Below are 21864 nucleotides of genomic sequence, written 5' to 3' on the forward strand. Positions count from 1 at the left end.
CATGACCGGCCCGGCCGGCGCGCTCCCGGCGTCCGCGGCCCCCCGCCAGCCGGCAGGACTCTCCCGCCTCACAGGACCCGGCGGCCCGGCGCCGCAGCTGCCGCGCCTGCGCGAGGACATCGCGCTCGAACCCGGCCCGACCCTGCGCGGCGGCGCGCCGAGCTGGACGCTGCACGATCCGGTCCGCAACCGCTTCTTCCGGATCAGCTGGCTGGAATTCGAGATCCTCTGCCGCTGGCGCCTGCGCGAGCCGCAGGCCATCGTCGCGTCGGTCAACCGCGAGACGACGCTGACCGTCCAGCCCGAGGACGTCGAGCGCCTGCTCGGCTTCCTCGACCGCGCCGAACTGCTGCTGCGCCCGAATGCCGAGGGCGCGGCGCAGCTGCTCGCCCGCAGCCGGGGCGCCCGCAAGAGCTGGCTGAGCTGGCTGACCCACAGCTATCTCTTCATCCGCATCCCGCTGCTGCGCCCGGAAGCCGCGCTGCGGGCGATGCTGCCTGTGCTCGGCTTCGTCTACAGCCGCGGCTTCATGCTGGTCTCGCTGCTGGCGGGGCTGACCGGGCTCGTGCTTTCGCTCCACCAATGGGACAGCTTCCTCGCCGCGGTGCCCTGGTTCTTCTCGCTGGAAGGCGCGCTGGTCGCGGCGCTCGCCCTCTTCGCCTCCAAGGCGCTGCACGAGCTCGGCCACGGGCTGACGGCGGTACGCCATGGCTGCCGGGTGCCGAGCATGGGCGTCGCTCTGCTGGTGCTCGCGCCCGTGCTCTACACCGACACCAGCGCCGCCTGGCGCCTGAGGAGCCGGCGCGACCGGCTGGCGATCGGCGCCGCCGGCATCGTCGGCGAACTCTATCTCGCCATGTACGCCCTGCTGCTCTGGCATCTCCTGCCGGACGGGCTGCTGCGCAGCGTGGTCTATGTCTGGGCGACGACGACCTGGATCCTGACCGTCTTCGTCAACGCCTCGCCCTTCCTGCGCTTCGACGGCTACTACCTGTTCTCCGACGCGCTCGACGTGCCCAACCTGCAGGAGCGCTCCTTCGCGCTGGCGCGCCACCGCATCCGCCAGGCGCTGTTCGGCGTCGACGAGCCGCCGCCGGAATACTGGTCGCCGCGGATGCGCCGGATCCTGACCGTCTATGCCGTCACCACCTGGATCTACCGCTTCTTCCTGTTCCTCGGCATCGCGCTGCTGGTCTATCACCTGTTCTTCAAGGCGCTCGGCGTCATCCTCTTCGCCGTCGAGATCTGGTATTTCATCATGCGGCCTGTCGTGAACGAACTGCGCGAATGGGCGAGCCGGCTGCGCAGCCGGCGCCCGACGCGGCGCAGCCTGGTGACCCTCGGCGTGCTCGTCCTGCTCGTCGCCGCGCTGTTCGTGCCCTGGCGCGGCTCGCTGCACCTGCCCGCCGTGATGGTGGCGCGCGAGCAGACGCAGCTCTATGCCCCGGTCGCCGCCAAGGTGCTGGCGGTGCATGTCGGCATCGGCGACGCGGTCGAGCCCGGCCAGCCGCTGGTCAGCCTCGCCTCGCCCGACCTCGCCTTCAAGCGCGCGCAGGCGAAGCGCAATCTCGACAGCCTCTCCGCCCAGGCCCAGGCCTTCGCGCTGACCAGCGACGATCGCTCGCGCGCCGCGGTGCTGGTCGAGCGCATCGCCGGGGCGCGCAGCGAGCTCGCCGCGCTGGAGCGCGAGCAGGAGCGGCTGGTGCTGCGCGCGCCCTTCCGCGGCGTCGTCGCCGAACTGGCCGAGCCGCTCGGCCGCGACGAATGGCTGAAAGCGGGCGAGGCGGTCGCGCTCGTCGCCGACCTCTCGGTCGCGCGCATCGACGCCTATGTCGAGGAGGCCGATCTGCGCCGCATCGGCCGGGGCGCGGCCGCGGTCTTCGTGCCGGCCGATATCGCCAGCCCGCGCCTGCCGGCCAGCGTGGCCGCGATCGACGAGACCGCGGTGCGCGTCCTCGGCGATCCCGAGCTCGCCTCCAACCATGGCGGGCACATCGCGGTGCGGCAGGAACAGAACGGCCAGCTCGTGCCCGACACGCCGGTCTACCGCGTCCGCCTCGAGGCCGGCCCCGGCGTCCACACGGCGCGCACCATGGTCGGCACCGCCATCGTCGAGGCCGAGCGGGCCGCGATCGCCACCGCCCTGTTCAACCGGGCGCTCAGCATCTTCTACAAGGAGTTCGGCTTCTCCTGAGAAGCCGATCGGTCGCAGCCGAGGCGGCCGGCGATCATCCGCGGCCTGGTCCTGCCGCGGCAGGCGACCCAGTCGACAGTCCCTGCTGCCGGCGTCGCGATGATGGCGCTCTTGCCGGCATCGAACCGCACCGTACAGACGGCCGGGCTGTTGCGGCAGTGCACGCCGTCGCGGAAGATCAGCGTCACGGTGTGCGGACAGTCGTTGACCAGCGTCTTGTTGCCGGTCACCGCCGGCGCGCCCTCCCGGACGCAGCCCACCTGCGCCGCGGCCGGAAGCGCGCCGCACAGGAGGGCGCCGCCGAGGATCAGGGCGCCGCAAGCCGCCCTGACCCGCGCCGCCAACCGTCGCACAATGCTCATCGCCCGCTCCCCGTTTCGCGCGCACCGGACGGGCCGGGCGCGGCCTTGCCGATCTGCGCACGGGACGCCGCGGCCCGCATGCCCCGCTCGGGTTATCGCGGCAGGCGGGAGGGGCGCTTGCCGATGCACGGAAGTCCCTGGCGTTTCTGCCTAATAATTCCGCTTGAATAGGATAATGGAGCGCCGCCCCACGGGTTAATTGACAAAATAATATTTGGCCCCTATCTATAGCACATCGATTTCAGGCCGATCGAATTGGCCCCGGCGCGTTCCGCGCATTGCTGACGAACTTCCTGCTCAAATCGACACATGCGCCGCATCCGCGGCGAATGAACAACCGTGTTTACAGGAGGTCAGTATGGCCAACGGTACCGTCAAGTGGTTCAACCCCGAGAAGGGCTTCGGCTTCATTCAGCCGGAAGGCGGCGGGCAGGATGCCTTCGTGCACATCAGTGCCGTCGAGCGCGCCGGCCTGCGCACCCTCGCCGAGGGTCAGAAGGTCTCGTACGAGCTGGTGCAGGACAAGCGCACCGGCAAGGTCTCGGCCGACAACCTTCAGGCCGAGTAAGGCGGACCCGGGCCGAAAGGCCCGCTCTGCCTGCCGCGTCGCTCCGGCGCCGCTGCCCCAACGCTCCCGAGGGTCGGGATCTCCCGGCCCTTTTTCGTTTCGACGACTGTCCAAGATCAAGAGGTTACGTCCGCATGCAGGTTCTCGTTCGTGACAACAATGTCGACCAGGCTCTGCGCGTTCTGAAGAAGAAGCTGCAGCGCGAAGGCGTGTTGCGCGAACTCAAGAGACGCCGTGCCTATGAGAAGCCCTCCGAGCAGCGCGTCCGCGAAAAGGCGGAAGCGGTGAGGCGGGCCCGCAAGGCAGCCCGCAAGCAGGCGCAGCGCGAAGGTCTGCTCCCGGCCCCCAAGGCCAAGGCGCGTCCCGGCCGGCCGATGCGGCCGAGCTTCCCGCGTCCGGCGGCCGCCCCCACCGCGGGCTGACCGCGCCCGGGTTCTCCCCGGCCGAGACCGCGACCGCCCGGCACGATCCGCGTGCGGGAGCAGGTCGCCGACGACAGGCGTGCCGCAAGGCTGCGTCCCGCAGCAGCGACGATCACGGCAGGGCGCGCCGCAGCGCGCCGGCCAACCGCGCGGCCATCGCAATGGCCGGCGAGCGAGCCGCAGCGGCGGCCCGCGCCAGCGATGCTCCGCGCCTCACCGGCACGGAACCGACGGCGCATTTCCTCGTTCCAGCATCGGACGCCCGAGCCCGGCACCGCCGGCCCGGCCCGATGCCGCGTTCCCCCATCCCCGCCTTGCGCCCGACACTGCGACGGCGCGGCGACCGACATGGTGCACGGCCAAGGGCCTGCGCCGCATGATTGAGAAAAGAAAACCAGAATGACCAAGCAGCATCACGCCTCGCCCCAGACCCGCCAGCCGCAGACCACCGTCCCGCCGACCGTCGTCAAGGCCTGCCCGAACTGGAAGCCCGAGCCCTGCGGCCTGTCGCGCGACGAACTGCGCGCCATCGTCGCCCGCATCATGGGCTGACCCGCATTCCACCCGGCCCGCGCGGCCGGGCCCTGCAGGCGGCCCAGCGCCGTCTTCCCGTGCCGCGGCCCTAGCGTCGCGGCACAGCTTTGACTAGACCTGTGCATCTGCACCTTCCGGCCGTGCCGGTGAGCCCCACGCGACCGAAGGCGTCAGCGGCGAGAGCCGAAAAACAGACGCGGACGCGATCAGACCATGCGCAGAACCATCCCGCTTTTCCTGCTGGCCGCCGTGATCGGGCCGCTGCTCGCCGGCTGCCGCTCCGAGGAGGAGCAGGCCCCCGACCCGGTGCGCCCGGTCCGCACCGTTACCGTCAGTGAGACCACGACCGGCGAGCCGCTTTCGCTCACCGGCACGGTGCAGGCGGTCAACGAGGTCTCGGCCGCCTTCCGCATCGCCGGCCGCGTCATCGAGCGCGCCGTGAATGTCGGCGACCGGGTCTCGCCCGGCCAGGTCCTCGCCCGACTCGATTCGCAGAACGAGCTCAACGCGCTGAAATCGGCCGAAGCCGGCGAGGCCGCGGCAGAAGGCCAACTCGTCCAGGCCCGCAACAGCTTCGGCCGGCAGGAGAGCCTGCTGCGCAGCGGCTTCACCACCAAGGCCAATCACGACCAGGCCCGGCAGGCGCTGCAGACGGCGCAGTCGCGGCTCGACGACGCCCGCGCCCAGCTGCGCATCGCCCGCGACCGCGTCGACTTCACCGAGTTGCGCGCCGATGCCGCCGGCACCGTGACCGCACGCGGGGCGGAAGCCGGCGAGGTCGTGCAGCCGGGCCAGATGATCGTCCAGATCGCCCGCGAGGGCGGCCGCGACGCCGTGTTCGAGGTGCCGGCCCAGCTCATCCGCCAGATGCCGGCCGATCCGGCCGTCTCCGTCGCGCTGACCGACGCCGCCGACGTGACGGCCAGGGGCCGCGTGCGCGAGGTCTCGCCGCAGGCCGACCCCGTCACCCGCACCTTCCGCGTCCGCGTCGGGCTTATCGATCCGCCCGAGGCGATGCGCCTGGGCTCGACGGTGCGCGGCACCGCCGCCACCGAAAGCACCCCTCGCATCACGCTGGCTTCTTCCGCGCTGACCAGCTCCGAGGGCCGCCCGGCCGTCTGGGTCGTCGATCCGCAGGCGCTGACCGTTGCGCTGCGCCCGGTCGAGCTCGCCGGCTTCGGCGTCGCGACGGCGACCGTCTCGGAAGGGCTCGCCCCCGGCGACATCGTCGTGACCGCCGGCGTCCAGGCGCTGCACCCCGGCCAGCAGGTGCGCCTGCTCGAGGCCGGGCGATGACCAGCTTCAACCTGTCGGCCTGGGCGCTGCGCAACCGCGCCATCGTGATCTACCTGATGATCGTCGCGATCGTCGCCGGCGTCTGGTCGTTCAACCGCCTCGGCCGCAGCGAGGATCCGAGCTTCACCATCAAGACCATGGTGGTGCAGGCCGGCTGGCCGGGCGCCACGGTCGAGGACACGCTGCGGCAGGTGACCGAGCGGCTCGAGCGCACCCTGCAGGACACGCCGCATCTCGATTCGGTGCGCAGCTTCACGCGCGCCGGTGTCACCACGATCTTCGTCGCCCTCGACGGCGCCACGCCGGCCAAGCAGGTGCCCGACATCTGGTACATGGTGCGCAAGCGCATCGGCGACATGCGCCATACCCTGCCGGCCGGGGTGGTCGGGCCGGGCTTCGACGACGAGTTCGGCGACACTTTCGGGCTGATCTACGGCTTCACCGCCGACGGCTTCTCGATGCGCGAGCTGCGCGACCATGTCGAAGAGGTCCGCTCGAAGCTGCTCAGGGTCAAGGACGTCGGCAAGATCGAGCTGCTCGGCGCCCAGGACGAGCGCGTCTTCATCGAGGTCTCGATGGCGCAGCTGGCCTCGCTGGGCGTCGACAGGGCGGCGCTGGTGGGCGCCTTGCAGGCGCAGAACATCGTGCGGCCCGCCGGAACCGTGCAGGCCGGCGGCGAGACCGTGGCGCTGCGCGTTTCCGGCGCCTTCGGTTCCGAGCAGGATATCCGCGACATCAACTTCTCGGTGGGCGGGCGCCTGCTGCGCCTCGGTGACATCGCCGAAATCCGCCGCGACGGGATCGACCCGCCGCAGCCGCTGTTCCGCGTCGACGGCCAGCCGGCGCTCGGCCTGGCGATCGCCATGCGCGACGGCGGCGACATCCTGGCGCTCGGCCGCAATGTCCGCGCCGCGCTGGCGCAGGCCACCGCCGACCTGCCGATCGGCATCGAAAGCCGCCTCGTCGCCGACCAGGCCGTCACCGTCGACGGCGCCATCGCCGACTTCATGACCTCGCTCTGGCAGGCGGTGCTGATCATCCTGGCGGTGAGCTTCGTCAGTCTCGGCGTGCGCGCCGGGCTGATCGTCGCGCTGGTGATCCCGCTGACGCTCGCCATCGTCTTCGCGGTGATGGACCTCGTCGGCATCGACATGCACCGCGTCTCGCTCGGCGCGCTGATCATCGCGCTGGCTCTGCTGGTCGACGACGCCATGACCACCACCGACGCCACCGTGAACCGGCTGGCGGCCGGCGACGCGCCGCACGACGCGGCCAGCTTCGCCTTCGGCAACTATGCCTTCGCCATGCTGGCCGGCACCTTCGTCACCATCGCCGGCTTCGTGCCGGTCGGCTTCGCAGCGAGCGCGGCGGGCGAGTACACCTATTCGCTGTTCGCCGTGGTCTCGATCGCGCTGGTCGTCTCCTGGTTCGTCGCCGTGCTGTTCACGCCGCTGTTCGGCGTCGCGATCCTGCGTGCGCCGAAGCCGGACGCCGAGCCCGCCGGCCCGGGCTTCGCGATGCGGCTCTATGCCAGGCTGCTGGAACGGGCCCTGGCGCTGCGCTGGATCACCATCGCCGCCGCGGCCGGCCTGTTCGGGCTCTCGCTTTTGGCCCTGCCGCTGGTGCCGCGGCAGTTCTTCCCCTCCTCCGACCGGCCGGAGCTGCTGGTCGATCTCGCCTTGCCGCAGAACGCCTCGATCCACGCCAGCCTGGAGACGACGCGCCGCTTCGAGGCATTGCTCAAGGGCGACGCGGATGTGGAGCGCTGGAGCAGCTATGTCGGGCGCGGCGCGATCCGCTTCTACCTGCCGCTCAACGCCCAGCTGCCGAACAGCTTCTTCTCGCAGGCGGTGATCGTCGCCAAGGACGTCGCGGCGCGCGAGCGGCTGAGCGCGAAGCTGGAACGGGCGCTGGCCGAGCAGTTCCCCGAGCTGGTCTCGCGCGTCTATCCGCTCGAGCTCGGCCCGCCGGTGGGCTGGCCGGTGCAGTACCGTGTCAGCGGCCCCGACCCGGCCCGCGTCCGCGAGATCGCGCTCGGTCTCGCCGCGACCGTCTCACAGGCCAAGGGCACCAAGCTGGTCAATTTCGACTGGAACGAGCCGGCGCGCGAATTGCGCATCCGTATCGACCAGGACCAGGCCAGGCTGCTGGGGCTGAGCTCCTCGACCATCGCCTCGGTGCTGGCAACGGTGGTCTCCGGCACGACGATCACCCAGATCCGCGACGACATCCACCTCGTCGACGTGGTGCTGCGCGCCACGCCGGAGGAGCGCGCCTCGCTCTCCTCCCTGCTCACCCTGCAGGTGCCGCTGCCCTCCGGACGCACCGTGGCGCTGGGCCAGTTCGCGACGCTCGACTACGCGCAGGAGCAGCCGCTGATCTGGCGGCGCGACCGCACGCCGACCCTGACGGTCCAGGCCGACGTCGCACCCGGCGTGCTGCCGGAGACGGTGGCGACGGCGCTCGCCCCGGAGATCGCCGAATTGCGGCGGGACCTGCCGGCCGGCTACGACATCGCTGTGGGCGGCACGGTCGAGGAGAGCGCCAAGTCGCTGGCCTCGGTCATCGCCGTGGTGCCGCTGATGCTGCTCCTGATGCTCACCGTGCTGATCGTGCAGCTGCGCAGCTTCCGCAAGCTCGCCCTCGTGGTCAGCGTCGCGCCGCTCGGGCTGATCGGCGTGGTCGCGGCCCTGCTGCTGTCGAACCGGCCGCTCGGCTTCGTCGCCATTCTCGGCATCGTCGCGCTGGTCGGCATGATCATGAAGAACGCCGTGATCCTGATCGGGCAGATCGACGCCGAGCGCGCCGCGGGCAAGGATCTGCACGCCGCGGTGACCGCCGCCTGCATGCTGCGCTTCCGGCCGATCATGCTCACCGCGGTCTCGACCGTGCTCGGCATGATCCCGATCGCGCCGACCGTGTTCTGGGGCCCGATGGCGGTCTCGATCATGGGCGGGCTGCTGGTCGCGACCCTGCTCACCCTGGTCTTCCTGCCGGTCGCCTTCGTCGCGCTGTTCGCGCGCGACGAGCGCCCTGGCCCCGCCCCGGCGGCCGCCAAGGCCGCCTGATCAGAACGAGCCGACCAGCGAGCCGAGCAGGATCACCGCGACCAGCGCCACCAGCGCGCTGACGATCGCGGCCATGACGATGTCGAGATAGCCCTCGCGATGCGTCGTGCCGCAGACCGCGAGCAGCGTCACCACCGCGCCGTTATGCGGCAGGCTGTCGAGTGTGCCCGCGCCGATCACCGCGACGCGGTGCATCAGCGCCGGGTCGATGCCGGCCTGCGCCGCGATCTGCATATAGGTCGGCCCCAGCGCGTCGAGCGCGATGGTCAGCCCGCCCGAGGCCGAGCCGGTCAGCGCCGCCAGGATGTTGGTGGAGACGGCGAGCGAGACCAATGGCCCGCCGTCGATGGCGAGCACCCAGGCCTTCACCGCCGCGAAGGCCGGCAGCGACGCCACCACCGCCCCGAAGCCGACCAGGCTGGCGACGCTGAGGATCGGCAGCGCCGCGGCGTTGGCGCCGGCGCCCATGGTCTCGCGCAGGCTGGTCAGCCGCGACAGATTGGTCGCGACCAGCACGAGGATCGCCGCCGCCAGCGCCACAATCACCGACCAGACGCCGCCAACGGCCGCCAGCGAGGTCTCGCCCCATTGCGGCAGCGCCAGGAAGCCGGCGTCGAAGCGCGGCAGCACCGCGAAGGACATCAGCAGGTTGACCGCGACGACGGTGACCAGCGGCAGGGCCGCGATCGCCACCGGTGGCAGGCTCTGCGCATGGGCGCCGCGGACGATCTCGTGGGGGTCGAACTCGCGTGCGGCGGTGGCGCGCTCGCGAATGAGCTCGCTGTCGGCGACGCTCTCGGGCGCGATCGCCCCCTCGAAGGCATAGCCCTCGCCGGCGGCACGCGCGCGCGCCTCGGCCCGCGACAGCCACCAGAGGCCGAAGCCGAGCATGATCGCCGAGGCGATCAGGCCGAGGCCGGGCGCCGCGAAGGGGTTGGTGCCGAAGAACGGCATCGGGATCGCGTTCTGGATCGCCGGCGTGCCGGGCATCGCCGACATGGTGAAGGTCGAGGTGCCGAGCGCGATCGCCGCCGGCATCAGCCGGTGCGGAATGTCCGCCGCCTTGAACAAGGCATGCCCCATCGGGGCCAGCACGAAGAAGGCGACGAACAGGCTGACGCCGCCATAGGTGACGAGGGCGCCCGCCAGCACGATCGCCAGGATCGCGCGGCGCGTGCCGAGCCGCCGTGTCATCGCGCCGGCGATCGCCTCGACCGAGCCGCTCGCCTCCATCAGCTTGCCGAACAGCGCTCCCAGCAGGAAGATCGGGAAGAACTGCGCCACGAAATCCGCGGCGTTGCGCATGAAGGTCTGCGTCCAGCTCGCCAGCATCGGCTCGCCGGCCAGTGCCGCGGCGAGCACGGCGCAGAGCGGCGCCAGCAGCAGGATGCTCCAGCCGCGATAGGCCAGCAGGACCAGCAGGCCGAGCGCGAAGAGGATGCCGATCAGATCCATGGCTCAGACCTGTTCCAGCAGGGTGTCGAGCAGAGTGTCGATCTCATAGGTCGAGCGCCGGCCGAGATCGCCGGCATGCTCGGCGAGGAAGCTGTCGGTGCAGTCGCGGCCCTCCTGGCGCAGCATGGTCAGGAACTCCCATTCGGCGTTGAGCTTCGAGGAGGCGCCGAGCTCGACCATCTTCGGCGTGGCGATGCGATGGATGCGGACATCCGACCATTGCTCGGCCCAGGACACGTCGATCTCCGCCCCGAGATTGGCGGCCGCGAACAGCCGCTGGAACATGGCGATGGCGCGCAGTTCCTTCTTCAGGCTCGAATTGAAGGAGATCTCGTTCAGCCGGTTGAGGATCTCGCGGGCCGAGCGCGGCACGCCCGGCCGCTCGATCGGGTTGATCTGCACCAGCACGATGTCGCGCGCCGCGCTCTCGCGGATGATCGGCGTCAGCAGCGGATTGCCCGAGAAGCCGCCATCCCAATAGGCGTCGCCGTCGATCGCGATCGCCTGGTGCATCAGCGGCAGGCAGGCCGAGGCCAGGATCACGTCGGCGGTCAGCTCGGCATTGCGGAACAGGCGCGGCAGGCCGGTGCGGACATTGGTGGCGTTGACGAAGAGCTTGAGCGGGCAGTCGCGCAGCCGGGCGAAATCGACATGCGCCTCGAGGATGTCGCGCAGCGGGTTGATATTGGTCGGGTTGACCTCATAGGGCGAGAACAGCCGGCTGAACACGTCGTAGAACAGATAGCCGGGCGAGCCGTCGAGCGACCAGTTGCCGGCCGCGACGTCGAAGGGCGTGCGCTGGATCGGGCTGAAGCGCGCCGCCTCGCTGACGCTGCGCCAGAAGCGCTCCAGCGCGGCGACGGCGCCCTTGGGCCCGCCGACCATGTAGCCATGGCCGAGCACCGCCGCGTTCATCGCCCCCGCCGAGGTGCCGGAGATGCTCTCGACGCGCAGGCTCTCCTGCTCGAAGATGCGCTCGATCACGCCCCAGGTGAAGGCGCCATGGGAGCCGCCGCCCTGCAGGGCGAGGTCGATGGGAAGGGCTCCGGAGGTCATCGGTCGCGTCTCCCGCCGAATGCTGCAACGCACCCAAGACTAGGGCATTTATGCTGCACCGCAAAGATCGACGGGGGCCGGGCCGCCATGCGGCCGGGGAGGTGCTCCCAGGCCGGTCGCGTCAGGCCGTCTCGCCTGCCGCCTCGTCCTGGCCGAACAGCGGCTCGCCATCGCGCGAGAGCACGATCGCGATCGGCCGCAACGCCTCGATATGGGCGCAGACGATCATCGCCATCGCGGTCAGCGGCACCGCCAGGAACATGCCCGGCACGCCCCAGATCGCGCTCCACACGGTCAGCGACAGGATGATGGCGAAGGACGACATCTGCAGCGTCCGGCCCATCAGCATCGGATCGAGGATGTTGCCCAGCACGAACTGCACCGTGCCGGCGGCGGCGAGCACGCCGAGCACGGGCAGCAGCGCGTCGAACTGCACCAGCGCCACCAGCACCGGCAGCGCGGTCGCGACGATGGAGCCCAGCGTCGGGATGAAGTTGAGCAGGAAGGTGAGGATCGCGATCAGCTCGGCGAAGTCGAGCTTGAACAGCCGCGCCACCCCGTAGATCACCAGGCCCGTCACCGCGCTGACGGCAGTCTTGACCAGCACATAGTGATGCACGCTGCGCCGAATCGAGAGCAGCACCGTGCGCACATGCGTGGCGCGCTCGGGCTGCGGGAACAGCTTGCCGAGCTTGGTCTCGAAATGCACCCGCTCGCCGAACAGGAAGCCGACATAGACGATCAGCATCACGCCCACCGCCAGCAGCGAGCCGGCCGAGCCGGCAGCCATGCGCAGATAGGCGTTGAGGTTGATGTCGCGGAAGCCGTCCAGCACGCCGCGCGCCACGTCGTCGCCGACCAGCGAGAACAGCCTTGCGATCGCGATCTGGCCGCGCTCGATATAGATCGGCAGCGTCGCCAGCACGACGTCGACCTGCGAGGCGACGAAGCCGAACAGCTCCATCATCACGAAGCCGATCGCCGAGACGGCCAGCAGGCTCGCCAGCCAGTACGGCACGGCGAAGCCCGCGATGCGCACCGACATGATCCGGTCGATCGCCGCGCCGATCAGGCTGAACAGCAGCGCCGCGATCGCCAGCGGGATCAGGAAGAACTTGGCCTGCACCAGGATGACCAGCACGATCGCGGCGACGATGATGCCGAGGCACAGCCGCTCGAATCCGCGCGGATCCTTGCCGCGCGCCGCCGGCGGGGCCGGCTCGACCATCTCCCTGCGCTGTTCCACTGCCCGGCCTTCCGCCTCGACGCCCGCGCGGGCACCGGCCCATGCCGCGCCCCGCCGCCTTTGCATAGCACCGCATACGCGGCGGGGAGAGTCCACAGCGGCCCAGGCCCTGGCGGCGTGACACGACGGCGCTTCGCGGCAACCGGAATACGTCGCAGCTGGATGCAACGCGACGCTTCCCAAAACTGATTAACATGATAAATAGATCGCGCCGGCCCTTCGGGATGGCGCGCCGCGGCCTGATGTCGGCGCGTCACGTCCACCGCGTCCGGCCATGCCCGAGCGAGGAAACAGCGCGTGACGTCCAGGTTCATCAGTTTTCGCCATGGCGGCACCAGCGGCCACGGCATCGTCAGGGATGGCGGCGTCGTCGACCTCTCGGCCCGTTTCGCCACGACCTTCCCCGACCAGCAGGGGCTGCTGCGCGAGGGAGCCTTCGCCCGCCTCGCCGACGAGACCGCGGGCCTGGCACCCGATCACGCGCTGGAGGACGTCGTCTTCGCGGTGCCGTCGCTGACGCCCGAGAAGATCATCTGCGTTGGCGTGAACTTCCCGGACCGCAACGCCGAGTACAAGGACGGGCAGGAGGCACCGCCCAACCCGTCGCTGTTCCCGCGCTTCCTGCGCTCCTTCACCGCCCACGACCAGCCGCTGATCCGCCCGCCCGAGAGCGTCCAGCTCGACTATGAGGGCGAGATCGCGCTGGTGATCGGCAAGCCCGGCCGCCGCATCGCCGAGCGCGACGCGCTCGACCATGTCGCGGCGCTGACGCTGGCCAATGAGGGCACGATCCGCGACTGGGTGCGCCACGCCAAGTTCAACGTCACCCAGGGCAAGAACTTCGACCGCTCCGGCGCGCTCGGCCCCTGGCTGGTGCCCTTCGTCGGCGAGGCCCAGATCGCCGACATCGCCCTGACCACCCGCGTCAATGGCGAACTGCGCCAGAGCGACCGCACCAGCCGGATGATCTTCTCCTTCCGCAAGATCATCGCCTACGTCTCGACCTTCACCACGCTGGTGCCCGGCGACATCCTGATCACCGGCACGCCCACCGGCGCCGGCGCGCGCTTCGACCCGCCGGTCTGGCTCGAGCCCGGCGATGTCGTCGAGGTCGAGGCCGAAGGCATCGGCCTGCTGCGCAACACCATCGCCGACGAGGTCTGATCATGCTCTCCCCCGACGAGATCGCCGCCGCCGCCTCCAGCCTCGACGAGGCCGAGAAGACCCGCCGCCAGACCGGGCTGATGTCGCTGCGTTTCCCGCAGATGACCCTCGACGACGCCTATGCGATCCAGGACGCCTGGGTGGCGCGCAAGCGCGCCGCCGGGCGCAGGGTGATCGGCTGGAAGATCGGCCTGACCTCCAAGGCGATGCAATACGCGCTGAACATCGACACGCCGGATTCCGGCGTGCTCTTCGACGATATGCGCTTCGAGGACGGCGCCACCGTGCCCGAGGACCGCTTCATCCAGCCGCGTATCGAGGCCGAGCTCGCCTTCGTGATGAAGTCCGCCCTAGAGGGGCCGGACGTCAGCGTCTTCGACGTGCTGGACGCCACGGCTTACGTCACGCCGGCGCTCGAGATCCTCGACACCCGCATCCTGCGCGTCGACCCGCAGACCGGCAAGGCGCGCAGCATCCTCGACACCGTGGCCGACAACGCCGCCAATGCCGGCATCGTGCTCGGCGGCCGCGCCGTGCGGCCCGATCAGGTCGACCTGCGCTGGGCCGGCGCCATCGTCTCGCGCAACGGCCAGGTCGAGGAGACCGGGCTCGGCGCCGGCGTGCTGAACGACCCGGCCCGCGGCGTCGCCTGGCTCGCCAACCGGCTGGCCCGCTACGGCGCCCGGATCGAGGCCGGGCAGGTCGTGCTCGCCGGCTCCTTCATCCGGCCGGTCGAAGCGCGCCATGGCGACACGATCAGCGCCGATTACGGCCCGCTGGGCTCGATCGGCTGCCATTTCGCCTGATCCGCGGCGAAACGGCCGATATAATTAACTTGATAATTAACATGCTATACGCCACCTCTGGCGCAGTGCGGGCGGCGCGGGAACGTCGCCCGTTAAGGACCCACTCGGGAGGACAGAATGCTCGGATCTCTGCCTAGGCCGCTCGCCCTCGTCGCCGGCTGCCTCATGCTCGCCGCCACCACCGCCCAGGCCGACAGCGGCGCGACCCAGAAGGCCATCGCCGCGCGCGGCGCGGTCAATTGCGGCGTCTCCAGCGGCGTCCAGACCGGGATGAGCACGCTCGACAGCAACGCCAAATGGTCGGGCTTCGAGGTCGATTTCTGCCGCGCCGTCGCGGCCGCGGTGCTCGGCGACGCCGAGAAGGTCAAATACGTCCCGCTCGAGATCAAGACGGCCTTCGCCACCCTGCAGTCCGGCGGCATCGACCTGCTGGCGCGCACCGCGACCCATACCTTCATCCGCGACGTTGAGCTCAACGTCGCCTGGCCGGGCGTCTACCTCTACGACAGCCAGGGCTTCCTCGCGAAGAAGTCGCTCGGCGTGAAGAGCGCCAAGGAGCTGGAAGGCGCCTCGATCTGCGTCTCCGCCGGCTCGAACTACGAGCTGAACCTCGCCGACTTCTTCCGCAAGAACGGCATGAAGTTCACCCCCGTCACCGCCAACACCCGCGACCAGAACGAGAAGAACCTCGCCTCCGGCCGCTGCGACGTCTACGCCAACGTGCTGAGCGCGCTCGCCGGCGCCGTTTCCAAGCTCGGCAACCCGGACGAGTGGGTCGTGCTGCCGGAGCTGATCTCGATGGAGCCGATCGGCCCGGTGGTCCGCAAGGACGACAGCCGCTTCCGCGACATCGTCGCCTGGACGCTGAACGCGCTGGTCGCGGCCGAGGAACTCGGCATCACCCAGGCCAATGTAGAGCAGATGAAGGCGAGCTCGACCTCGCCGGAAGTGCAGCGCCTGCTCGGCACCACCGGCGATTTCGGCGCCAAGCTCGGCCTCGACAACGCCTGGGCGTTCAACGCCGTCAAGGCGGTCGGCAATTACGGCGAGATGTTCGACCGCAACCTCGGCGCCAAGAGCCCGATCAAGCTGCAGCGCGGCCTGAACAATCTCTGGAACGCCCAGGGGCTGATGTCCGCGCCGCTGCTGCGCTGACGCCGTCCGAGGCCGGCGCGAACCGCGCCGGCCTCCCTCGCACCGACAGGCAACCACGCGTCGACCGATGAGCACGATCCCCGCCGCCTCGCTGCCCTCACGCCGCCCGGTCTTCAGCCGCCGGCGCGTCGCGGGCTGGCTCTATCAGGGCCTCCTGGTCGCGGGGCTCGCCCTGCTCGCCTGGGTGGCGATCGGCAATCTGCAGGACAATCTCGCGACGCGCGGGCTGAAGCTCGGCTTCGACTTCCTCTGGCAGGAGGCCGGCTTCGAGATCGCCTTCAGCCTGCTGCCCTATTCCGCCAGCGACAATTACTGGCGCGTCTTCCTGATCGGCATCACCAACACCTTGCTGGTGACGGTGCTCGCCATCCTGTTCTCGACCATCCTCGGCTTCGGCGTCGGCATCGCGCAGCTCTCCGGCAACTGGGCGATGGCGCGGGCGGCGCGCATCTATGTCGAGATCGTCCGCAACCTGCCGCAGCTGCTGCACATCCTGATCTGGTACAATGTCGCGCTGCGCGCCCTGCCGGCGCCGCGCGCCGCGATTACGCTCGGCGACGTCGTCTACCTGTCGAACCGCGGCATCCTGGTGCCGGCGCTGACCACCGACCGGCCCGGCCTGCTGGCGCTTTCGGTGCTGGTGGCGCTCGCCGCCACGCTCGTTCTGGTCCGCGGGCTCGGCGCCTATCGCGAGCGCACCGGCCGCGCGCTGAACCTCTGGCTGCCGGCGATCGCCGTGCTCCTGCTGCTGCCGACGCTGGCCATGCTGGCGGGCGGCGCCAGCCTCGGCGTCTCGGTGCCGGCGCTCAAGGGCTTCAACTTCGCCGGCGGCTGGGTGCTGGTGCCGGAACTCTCGGCGCTGGTGCTGGCCATGGCGATCTACAACGCCGCCTTCATCGGCGAACTGGTGCGCGCCAGCATCGAATCCGTGCCCAAGGGCCAGCGCGAGGCCGCCTCGGCGATCGGCTTCGGCTGGTGGCAGTCGCTGCGGCTGATCGTGATCCCGCAGGCCGTGCGCGTCCTGCTGCCGCCGCTCTCCAACCAGTATCTCAACATCCTCAAGGGCTCGTCGCTGGCGGTCGCGATCGGCTATCCGGACCTGGTCGGCGTCTTCACCGGCATCAGCATCAACCAGACCGGCCGCGCCATCGAGATCGTGGCGATGACCATGGCGGTCTATCTCGCGATCAGCCTGCTGATCGGCGCGCTGATCAACCTGTTCAACCACATGACGCGGATCGTCGAGCGGTGACCGAGACTGCCACCCTGCCCCTCGCCCGGCCCCGCCCGGCGGCCTCCGCGGCGCGGACCGCCCCCGGCCGGGCGCTCGCCTGGCTGCGGCGCCGGCTCTTCGCCTCGCGGCGCGACGCGCTGCTCTCGCTCGCGGTCATCGCCGTGCTCGGCGCCATCGCCTGGACGATCGTGCCCTGGGCGCTGTTCGACGCCAGCTGGCGCGGCGCCAGCCGGGCCGACTGTACCGGCACCGGCGCCTGCTGGGCCTTCGTTGCGGCGAAGGCGCCGCAATTCGTCTACGGCTTCTATCCGCCGGCCGAGCGCTGGCGCGCCGACATCGCCTTCGCGCTGCTGGTCTGCGGCCTGGTCTGGCTGATGGTGCCGCGCATTCCCGGCAAGGGGGCGGCCTGCCTGTTCATGATGGTCGTGCTGCCTCTGGCGACCGTCCTGCTGCTGCATGGCGGCTTCGCCGGCCTGCCCGTGGTCGCGACCGACCAGTGGGGCGGCCTGCTCCTGACGATGATCCTCGCGGTCTCCGGCATCACCTTCTCGCTGCCCTTCGGCGTGCTCTTCGCGCTCGGGCGGCGCAGCCGGCTGCCGCTGATCCGCTGGTTCTGCATCGGCTTCATCGAGTTCTGCCGCGGCGTGCCCTTCCTCACGGTGCTGTTCATGGCGATCGTGATGCTGCCCTTCTTCCTGCCGGCCGGCATGAAGCCGAACCCGCTGGCGCTGGCGGTGGCCGGCATCATCTTCTACGAGGCCGCCTATATGGCCGAGGTGATGCGCGGCGGGCTGCAGGCGCTGCCCAAGGGCCAGTACGAGGCGGCGATGGCGCTCGGCTTCGGCTACTGGCGCACCATGCTCTACATCGTGCTGCCGCAGGCGGTGCGGAAGGTTGTGCCCGGCGTGGTCAACACCACGATCTCGCTGCTCAAGAACACCACGCTGGTGATGGTGGTCGGCCTGTTCGACCTGCTCAACATCGTCTCGGCCGGCGTCTCCGACCCGCTCTGGGCCGGCTCCCAGGCCGAGGGCTATTTCGTCGTCGGCCTGGTTTTCTGGCTGATGAGCTTCGGCCTCTCCTGCTACAGCCGCGCCATCGAGGCCGGTTTCGCACGCGCCGAGCGCACCTGACCGCATCGGATCACCACGCCATGGACACGCCCCTCATCCGCCTCGCCGACGTCAACAAGTGGTACAGCCAGTTCCACGTGCTGAAGGACATCCATCTCGACGTGCGCCGTGGCGAGCGCATCGTCGTCTGCGGCCCGTCGGGCTCCGGCAAGTCGACGATGATCCGCTGCATCAACGGGCTCGAGGCCTATGAGCAGGGCACGATCACCGTCGCCGGCACGCGCGTCGACCAGGAGGACGACGGCATCGAGGCGATCCGCCAGCGCGTCGGCATGGTCTTCCAGAGCTTCAACCTGTTCCCGCATCTCTCGATCCTCGACAATCTCACCCTCGGGCCGATCAAGCTGAAGCGGCTTCCGCGCGCGACCGCCGAGGCCCGCGCCATGGAGCTGCTGGAACGCGTCCATATCGGCCACCAGGCCCGCAAGTTCCCGAACCAGCTCTCCGGCGGGCAGCAGCAGCGCGTCGCCATCGCCCGTGCACTCGCCATGGAGCCCGACGTCATGCTCTTCGACGAGCCGACCTCAGCGCTCGACCCGGAAATGGTCAAGGAGGTACTCGACGTGATGATCGAGCTCGCCGGCACCGGCATGACCATGATCTGCGTCACCCACGAGATGGGCTTCGCCCGCGCGGTCGCCGACCGGGTCGTCTTCATGGCGGACGGGGCCATCGCCGAGATCGGCACGCCCGACAGCTTCTTCTCCGCCCCGCGCACCGAGCGGGCCCGCCAGTTCATCCAGCAGGTGATCCACTGACCGGCCGAAAGCGGCCGCGCCAGCCCCAGTTTCTCCGGAGGCCCATCCCGTGACGTCCTCGCCCGCCAACGCCTATCCCTACCGCCTGCGCCTGCCCGGCCCGATCGCCATCCCCGAGCGCATCCGCCAGGCGACCGCCCGGCCGATCGTCAACCATCGCGGCCCGGAGATGCGCGCGGTGCTGGGCGAGATCCAGCAGCTGATCCGCCCGCTCTTCGGCACCAACGGGCCGGTCCTGACCTTCGGCACCTCCGGCACCGGCGTGATGGAGGCCAGCCTGGTCAACGTGCTGGCGCCCGGCGAGAAGGTGCTGGCGCTGGCCCATGGCCAGTTCGGCGACCGCTATGTCCAGATCGCCCGGGCGCTCGGCGCAGAGGTCGACGTAATCGAGAGCGAATGGGGCTGGGCGCCGGACCCGGCCATCGTCGCGGACCGGCTGGCCAAGGCCGATTACCGCGCCGTCATCACCGTCCACAACGAGAGCTCGACCGGCGCCGTCACCGATCTCGCGGCGATCGGCGCGCTGCTGCGCCAGCGCGACACGCTCTTCCTGGTCGATTCGATCAGCGGGCTCGGCGGCATGGAACTGCGCCAGGACGCATGGGGCATCGACATCGTCGTCACCGGCTCGCAGAAGGCGCTGATGTGCCCGCCCGGCCTGGCCTTCGCCAGCGTCAGCGACAAGGCCCGCGCGGTGATCATGCGCGAGGATCGCTGCCCGCGCTTCTATCTCGACATGCGCAAGGCGCTCGCCGGCGTCGACACCAACGAGACCGCCTTCACCTGCCCGGTCTCGCTGCTGTTCGGCATGCAGGAAGCGCTGCGGATCATCCACGACGAAGGCCTGCCCCAGGTCTTCGCCCGGCACGAGCGCCTGTCGCGGGCCCTGCGCGCCGGCTGCGTCGCGCTGGGCCTGCCGGCCTTCGGCGATCCCGCCTGCGCCTCGCGCACCGTCGTCGTCGCCTCCGTGCCCGAGCCGCTGACCGCCGGCGCCATCGTCAAGCACATGTACGAGACCTACAACACGGTCGTCGCCGGCGCCCGCAACAAGCTGAACGGCCGCGTCCTGCGCATCGGCACCATGGGCCAGATCAGCGAAGCCGACATTCTGAGCGACCTTTACTACCTCGAACTCAGCCTGCGCGCGCTCGGCCACCCGGTCCCGTCGCAGGGCTGCGGCGTCGCCGCGGCGATCGCGGCCCTCGCCTGATCCCTTCAGCGTCCGGGCGTCGGGTCCGGACGCGCTGCCCGAAAGAACCGCCATGCCTCACATCTGGGTCGAGTACTCGACCAATCTCGAAGCCGACATCGACGTGCCCGTGCTGCTCAAGACGGTCCAGGACGCGCTGATCGGCGACGGCACGATCTTTCCCTTCGCCGGCGCCCGCACCCGCGGCGTCCCGGTCGAGCGCTATCTGATCGTCGACGGTCATCCCGACAACGCCTTCGTCCATGTGCTGCTGCGCATCGCCAAGGGGCGCTCGCAGGAGGACAAGACCGTCGCGGCCTCCCGCGTCTTCGAGGCGGCGAAGGCGCTGCTCGCCCCGGTCGCAGCCAGCCGTCCGCTCGGCCTCTCCGTGCAGATGGAGGAGGCCGACGAGGCGCTGAACTTCAAGTCCAGCAATTACCGCGACTATCTCAAGCGGCGCAGCGGCGCCGAGACGGTGGTAGCGTGAACCGAGGCGATGCGGCCATGACCGGCCGCGTCGCCGCGAGTCCGGGAGTGTGAATGTCCGAACCTGTCCAGAAGAACGCCCGGACGGCGCCGCGCGGCGTCGATCCCGCGGCCGCCCGGGTCCGCATCCGGCATTTCTCGAAATCGCTGCCGATGTCGCTGCTGCGGGCGCGCGAGGCGGTGATGCGCCATTTCCGCGCCAGCCTGCGCCGCTTCGGCATCACCGAGCAGCAATGGCGCGTGCTGCGCGCCCTGACCTCGGGCGAGAATTTCGAGGTCACCGAGCTGGCCGAGGCGACCTTCCTGCTGCCGTCGAGCCTGTCGCGCATCCTCAAGGATCTCGACGAGCGCGAGCTGATCATGCGCAGCACGCTGAAATCCGATCTGCGGCGCGGCATCGTCGCGATCTCGCCGAGCGGCCTCGCGCTGATCGAGCGCGCCGGCGTCGAATCCGAGGCGATCTATCGCGAGATCACCGGCCGCTATGGCAGCGAGCGCCTCGCCGAGCTGCAGGCGCTGCTGCGCCAGCTGGAAGACTGTCTCGAAGGGCCCGAGATCGCCGGCTGAGCCCTGCGCCTCAGCGCCCGGCGATCGCCGCGCCGACGCGGAAGGGCACCTGCAGGATGCTGCCGGCGACGTCGACCGCGAAGATGCCGGTACTCGACAACAGGCCAGAGCGCGCCTGCGTCTCACCGCGCTTCATCTGGCTCAGCGTCGACAGGAGGCCGACGAACTTGCTGTGGTTGACCGGGTCGGCTCCCTTCGCCTTGGTCATGTTGATCACCCGCAGCCCGTAGCGCGCGATGGTCTTGCGCGCCTCCTCGGCATCGGTCAGGTCCGCCGGGATATTGCCGACGCGCGGCACGTCACCCGCCAGCCATTGCGAGAGGCCGAGCGCCTGGTCGTCATCGGAGATCGCGACCGTGATCGGCGGCGTGCTGCGGCCGATCACGTCGAGCTGGGTGCGGAAGACGTAGACGTCGATGTCGGGCGAGGCCAGGAAGACCTCGCCGAGCTTGGGCAGGAAGGCAGAGCGGCCGCGCAGCGTCGCCTGGCGCAACGTCTCCATCGTCAGCCAGCCGCCCATGGAATGCGCGATGATGTGGATGCGCTTGACGCCGGGCATGCGCGCCAGCCCGTCGAGCGTGCGCTCCAGATAGTCGCGCGAATAGGTCGAGGCCTCGCGATCGGCGAGATAGCCGGTCACGGCCGCGGCCGACGGCCAGGAAAAGGCGACCATCGCCTCGCGGATCTCGTTGTCGTGCTTGAGCTGCGCCGCCCGAAACACCGCCTCCTGATAGCTGGTGTTGTAGCCGTGGACGAAGACGATGACCTCGCCGCTGCCCTTCATGTCGCGCGTGACGTCGCGGGCGAAGCCGGCCTGGTCGAGCCGCTGCGACCCGGTGACGACGAAGCTCTTCGCCGGATCGCCGGGCAGCCGCGCCGGCCATTCGATCTCGCCCGGAACGTGCACCGGCGGCACCGAGACGCGATAGGCGTCGTAGCTCAGCCCGAATTCGCGCTCGCTGGTGAAATCGCGCGGATCGGCGGCGGAGCGCTGGCGCGTTGTAGCGGCGAGCACCGACACCGGCTGGCCGATGCCGGCCTTCTCCGCGACGGGATGCAGCACGGCACTGTCGGGCACGCCGGCGCAGGCGCCGAGCCCCGCAGCCACTGCCAGGACCATGGCCAGCCGGGCGACCAGAACGAAGCGCATCGCGAAGGGTCTCCAAGGGGA

20 protein-coding genes are annotated in these 21864 nt (G+C 70.1%); 15 read left to right on the top strand and 5 right to left on the bottom strand.

Features of this window, described 5'->3' with window-relative positions; genetic code table 11:
• Position 1 precedes the first annotated feature (1 nt).
• On the top strand, positions 2-2194 hold the full coding sequence (locus tag ABE438_RS18865; protein WP_346504216.1) for an efflux RND transporter periplasmic adaptor subunit: 2193 nt from the start codon (positions 2-4) through the stop codon (positions 2192-2194).
• Here ABE438_RS18865 and ABE438_RS18870 read toward each other — a convergent pair.
• Complete coding sequence (locus ABE438_RS18870) at positions 2170-2556, bottom strand: hypothetical protein (protein ID WP_346504217.1); 387 nt, start codon at positions 2554-2556, stop codon at positions 2170-2172. The genes ABE438_RS18865 and ABE438_RS18870 overlap by 25 nt on opposite strands.
• 358 nt (positions 2557-2914) lie before the next feature.
• On the opposite strand from ABE438_RS18870, the gene ABE438_RS18875 reads away from it, so the two are divergent.
• The 5 genes from ABE438_RS18875 to ABE438_RS18895 all read left to right on the top strand — a co-directional run bounded on the left by ABE438_RS18875 (position 2915) and on the right by ABE438_RS18895 (position 8444).
• On the top strand, positions 2915-3124 hold the full coding sequence (locus ABE438_RS18875) for a cold-shock protein (protein WP_346504218.1): 210 nt from the start codon (positions 2915-2917) through the stop codon (positions 3122-3124).
• 134 nt (positions 3125-3258) lie between these two features.
• On the top strand, positions 3259-3546 hold the full coding sequence (gene rpsU / locus ABE438_RS18880; protein WP_346504219.1) for a 30S ribosomal protein S21: 288 nt from the start codon (positions 3259-3261) through the stop codon (positions 3544-3546).
• Between the two features lie 399 nt (positions 3547-3945).
• A complete protein-coding gene (locus ABE438_RS18885; protein WP_346504220.1) occupies positions 3946-4098 on the top strand; it encodes a hypothetical protein in 153 nt (50 codons plus the stop codon).
• Between the two features lie 195 nt (positions 4099-4293).
• On the top strand, positions 4294-5376 hold the full coding sequence (locus ABE438_RS18890) for an efflux RND transporter periplasmic adaptor subunit (RefSeq protein WP_346504221.1): 1083 nt from the start codon (positions 4294-4296) through the stop codon (positions 5374-5376).
• Complete coding sequence (locus ABE438_RS18895) at positions 5373-8444, top strand: efflux RND transporter permease subunit (protein ID WP_346504222.1); 3072 nt, start codon at positions 5373-5375, stop codon at positions 8442-8444. Before ABE438_RS18890 ends, ABE438_RS18895 begins: the two co-directional genes overlap by 4 nt.
• On the opposite strand, the gene ABE438_RS18900 is transcribed toward ABE438_RS18895, so the two are convergent.
• The 3 genes from ABE438_RS18900 to ABE438_RS18910 all read right to left on the bottom strand — a co-directional run bounded on the left by ABE438_RS18900 (position 8445) and on the right by ABE438_RS18910 (position 12201).
• Positions 8445-9899: a GntP family permease gene (locus ABE438_RS18900; protein ID WP_346504223.1), complete on the bottom strand. Its 1455-nt coding sequence runs from the start codon at positions 9897-9899 to the stop codon at positions 8445-8447.
• Between the two features lie 3 nt (positions 9900-9902).
• On the bottom strand, positions 9903-10955 hold the full coding sequence (locus tag ABE438_RS18905; RefSeq protein WP_346504224.1) for a patatin-like phospholipase family protein: 1053 nt from the start codon (positions 10953-10955) through the stop codon (positions 9903-9905).
• A 121-nt stretch (positions 10956-11076) separates the two neighbouring features.
• On the bottom strand, positions 11077-12201 hold the full coding sequence (locus tag ABE438_RS18910) for an AI-2E family transporter (protein WP_346504225.1): 1125 nt from the start codon (positions 12199-12201) through the stop codon (positions 11077-11079).
• A gap of 297 nt (positions 12202-12498) precedes the next feature.
• Between ABE438_RS18910 and ABE438_RS18915 the strand changes: the two genes are divergently transcribed.
• From ABE438_RS18915 to hpaR, 9 genes are all read left to right on the top strand, one after another.
• Positions 12499-13365: a fumarylacetoacetate hydrolase family protein gene (locus tag ABE438_RS18915; protein WP_346504226.1), complete on the top strand. Its 867-nt coding sequence runs from the start codon at positions 12499-12501 to the stop codon at positions 13363-13365.
• Positions 13366-13367: 2 nt separating this feature from the next.
• Positions 13368-14171 carry a 2-oxo-hept-4-ene-1,7-dioate hydratase gene (gene hpaH / locus ABE438_RS18920; RefSeq protein ID WP_346504227.1) on the top strand — a complete coding sequence of 268 codons (804 nt, stop codon included), beginning with the start codon at positions 13368-13370 and terminating at the stop codon, positions 14169-14171.
• Positions 14172-14288: 117 nt separating this feature from the next.
• On the top strand, positions 14289-15326 hold the full coding sequence (locus tag ABE438_RS18925) for an amino acid ABC transporter substrate-binding protein (protein ID WP_346504228.1): 1038 nt from the start codon (positions 14289-14291) through the stop codon (positions 15324-15326).
• Positions 15327-15393: 67 nt separating this feature from the next.
• Positions 15394-16578, top strand: a complete 1185-nt coding sequence (locus ABE438_RS18930) for an amino acid ABC transporter permease (protein WP_346504229.1) — start codon at positions 15394-15396, stop codon at positions 16576-16578.
• Positions 16575-17693 carry an amino acid ABC transporter permease gene (locus ABE438_RS18935; RefSeq protein ID WP_346504230.1) on the top strand — a complete coding sequence of 373 codons (1119 nt, stop codon included), beginning with the start codon at positions 16575-16577 and terminating at the stop codon, positions 17691-17693. The genes ABE438_RS18930 and ABE438_RS18935 overlap by 4 nt, the downstream gene beginning before the upstream one ends.
• A gap of 20 nt (positions 17694-17713) precedes the next feature.
• Complete coding sequence (locus tag ABE438_RS18940) at positions 17714-18451, top strand: amino acid ABC transporter ATP-binding protein (RefSeq protein WP_346504231.1); 738 nt, start codon at positions 17714-17716, stop codon at positions 18449-18451.
• Between the two features lie 49 nt (positions 18452-18500).
• Complete coding sequence (locus tag ABE438_RS18945; protein ID WP_346504232.1) at positions 18501-19661, top strand: pyridoxal-phosphate-dependent aminotransferase family protein; 1161 nt, start codon at positions 18501-18503, stop codon at positions 19659-19661.
• Positions 19662-19713: 52 nt separating this feature from the next.
• Entirely contained in the window at positions 19714-20127 is a 414-nt protein-coding gene (locus ABE438_RS18950) for a 5-carboxymethyl-2-hydroxymuconate Delta-isomerase (protein ID WP_346504233.1), read from the top strand.
• A gap of 53 nt (positions 20128-20180) precedes the next feature.
• Positions 20181-20693, top strand: a complete 513-nt coding sequence (hpaR, locus tag ABE438_RS18955) for a homoprotocatechuate degradation operon regulator HpaR (protein WP_346504234.1) — start codon at positions 20181-20183, stop codon at positions 20691-20693.
• A 10-nt stretch (positions 20694-20703) separates the two neighbouring features.
• Here the strand turns inward: hpaR and ABE438_RS18960 are convergent, their stop codons facing one another.
• Positions 20704-21843, bottom strand: a complete 1140-nt coding sequence (locus tag ABE438_RS18960; protein ID WP_346504235.1) for an alpha/beta hydrolase — start codon at positions 21841-21843, stop codon at positions 20704-20706.
• Positions 21844-21864: the final 21 nt, after the last annotated feature.

Source organism: Allobosea sp. TWI1241, assembly GCF_039673065.1.
Classification (GTDB): Bacteria; Pseudomonadota; Alphaproteobacteria; order Rhizobiales; family Beijerinckiaceae; genus Allobosea.

Coding starts and splice junctions, on each gene's coding strand:
- ABE438_RS18925 (WP_346504228.1), top strand. CDS start 14,289: ATGCTCGGATCTCTGCCTAGGCCGCTCGCCCTCGTCGCCGGCTGCCTC.
- ABE438_RS18895 (WP_346504222.1), top strand. CDS start 5,373: ATGACCAGCTTCAACCTGTCGGCCTGGGCGCTGCGCAACCGCGCCATC.
- ABE438_RS18890 (WP_346504221.1), top strand. CDS start 4,294: ATGCGCAGAACCATCCCGCTTTTCCTGCTGGCCGCCGTGATCGGGCCG.
- rpsU (WP_346504219.1), top strand. CDS start 3,259: ATGCAGGTTCTCGTTCGTGACAACAATGTCGACCAGGCTCTGCGCGTT.
- ABE438_RS18930 (WP_346504229.1), top strand. CDS start 15,394: ATGAGCACGATCCCCGCCGCCTCGCTGCCCTCACGCCGCCCGGTCTTC.
- ABE438_RS18870 (WP_346504217.1), bottom strand. CDS start 2,556: ATGAGCATTGTGCGACGGTTGGCGGCGCGGGTCAGGGCGGCTTGCGGC.
- ABE438_RS18940 (WP_346504231.1), top strand. CDS start 17,714: ATGGACACGCCCCTCATCCGCCTCGCCGACGTCAACAAGTGGTACAGC.
- ABE438_RS18865 (WP_346504216.1), top strand. CDS start 2: ATGACCGGCCCGGCCGGCGCGCTCCCGGCGTCCGCGGCCCCCCGCCAG.
- ABE438_RS18885 (WP_346504220.1), top strand. CDS start 3,946: ATGACCAAGCAGCATCACGCCTCGCCCCAGACCCGCCAGCCGCAGACC.
- ABE438_RS18875 (WP_346504218.1), top strand. CDS start 2,915: ATGGCCAACGGTACCGTCAAGTGGTTCAACCCCGAGAAGGGCTTCGGC.
- hpaH (WP_346504227.1), top strand. CDS start 13,368: ATGCTCTCCCCCGACGAGATCGCCGCCGCCGCCTCCAGCCTCGACGAG.
- ABE438_RS18900 (WP_346504223.1), bottom strand. CDS start 9,899: ATGGATCTGATCGGCATCCTCTTCGCGCTCGGCCTGCTGGTCCTGCTG.
- ABE438_RS18905 (WP_346504224.1), bottom strand. CDS start 10,955: ATGACCTCCGGAGCCCTTCCCATCGACCTCGCCCTGCAGGGCGGCGGC.
- hpaR (WP_346504234.1), top strand. CDS start 20,181: ATGTCCGAACCTGTCCAGAAGAACGCCCGGACGGCGCCGCGCGGCGTC.
- ABE438_RS18950 (WP_346504233.1), top strand. CDS start 19,714: ATGCCTCACATCTGGGTCGAGTACTCGACCAATCTCGAAGCCGACATC.
- ABE438_RS18960 (WP_346504235.1), bottom strand. CDS start 21,843: ATGCGCTTCGTTCTGGTCGCCCGGCTGGCCATGGTCCTGGCAGTGGCT.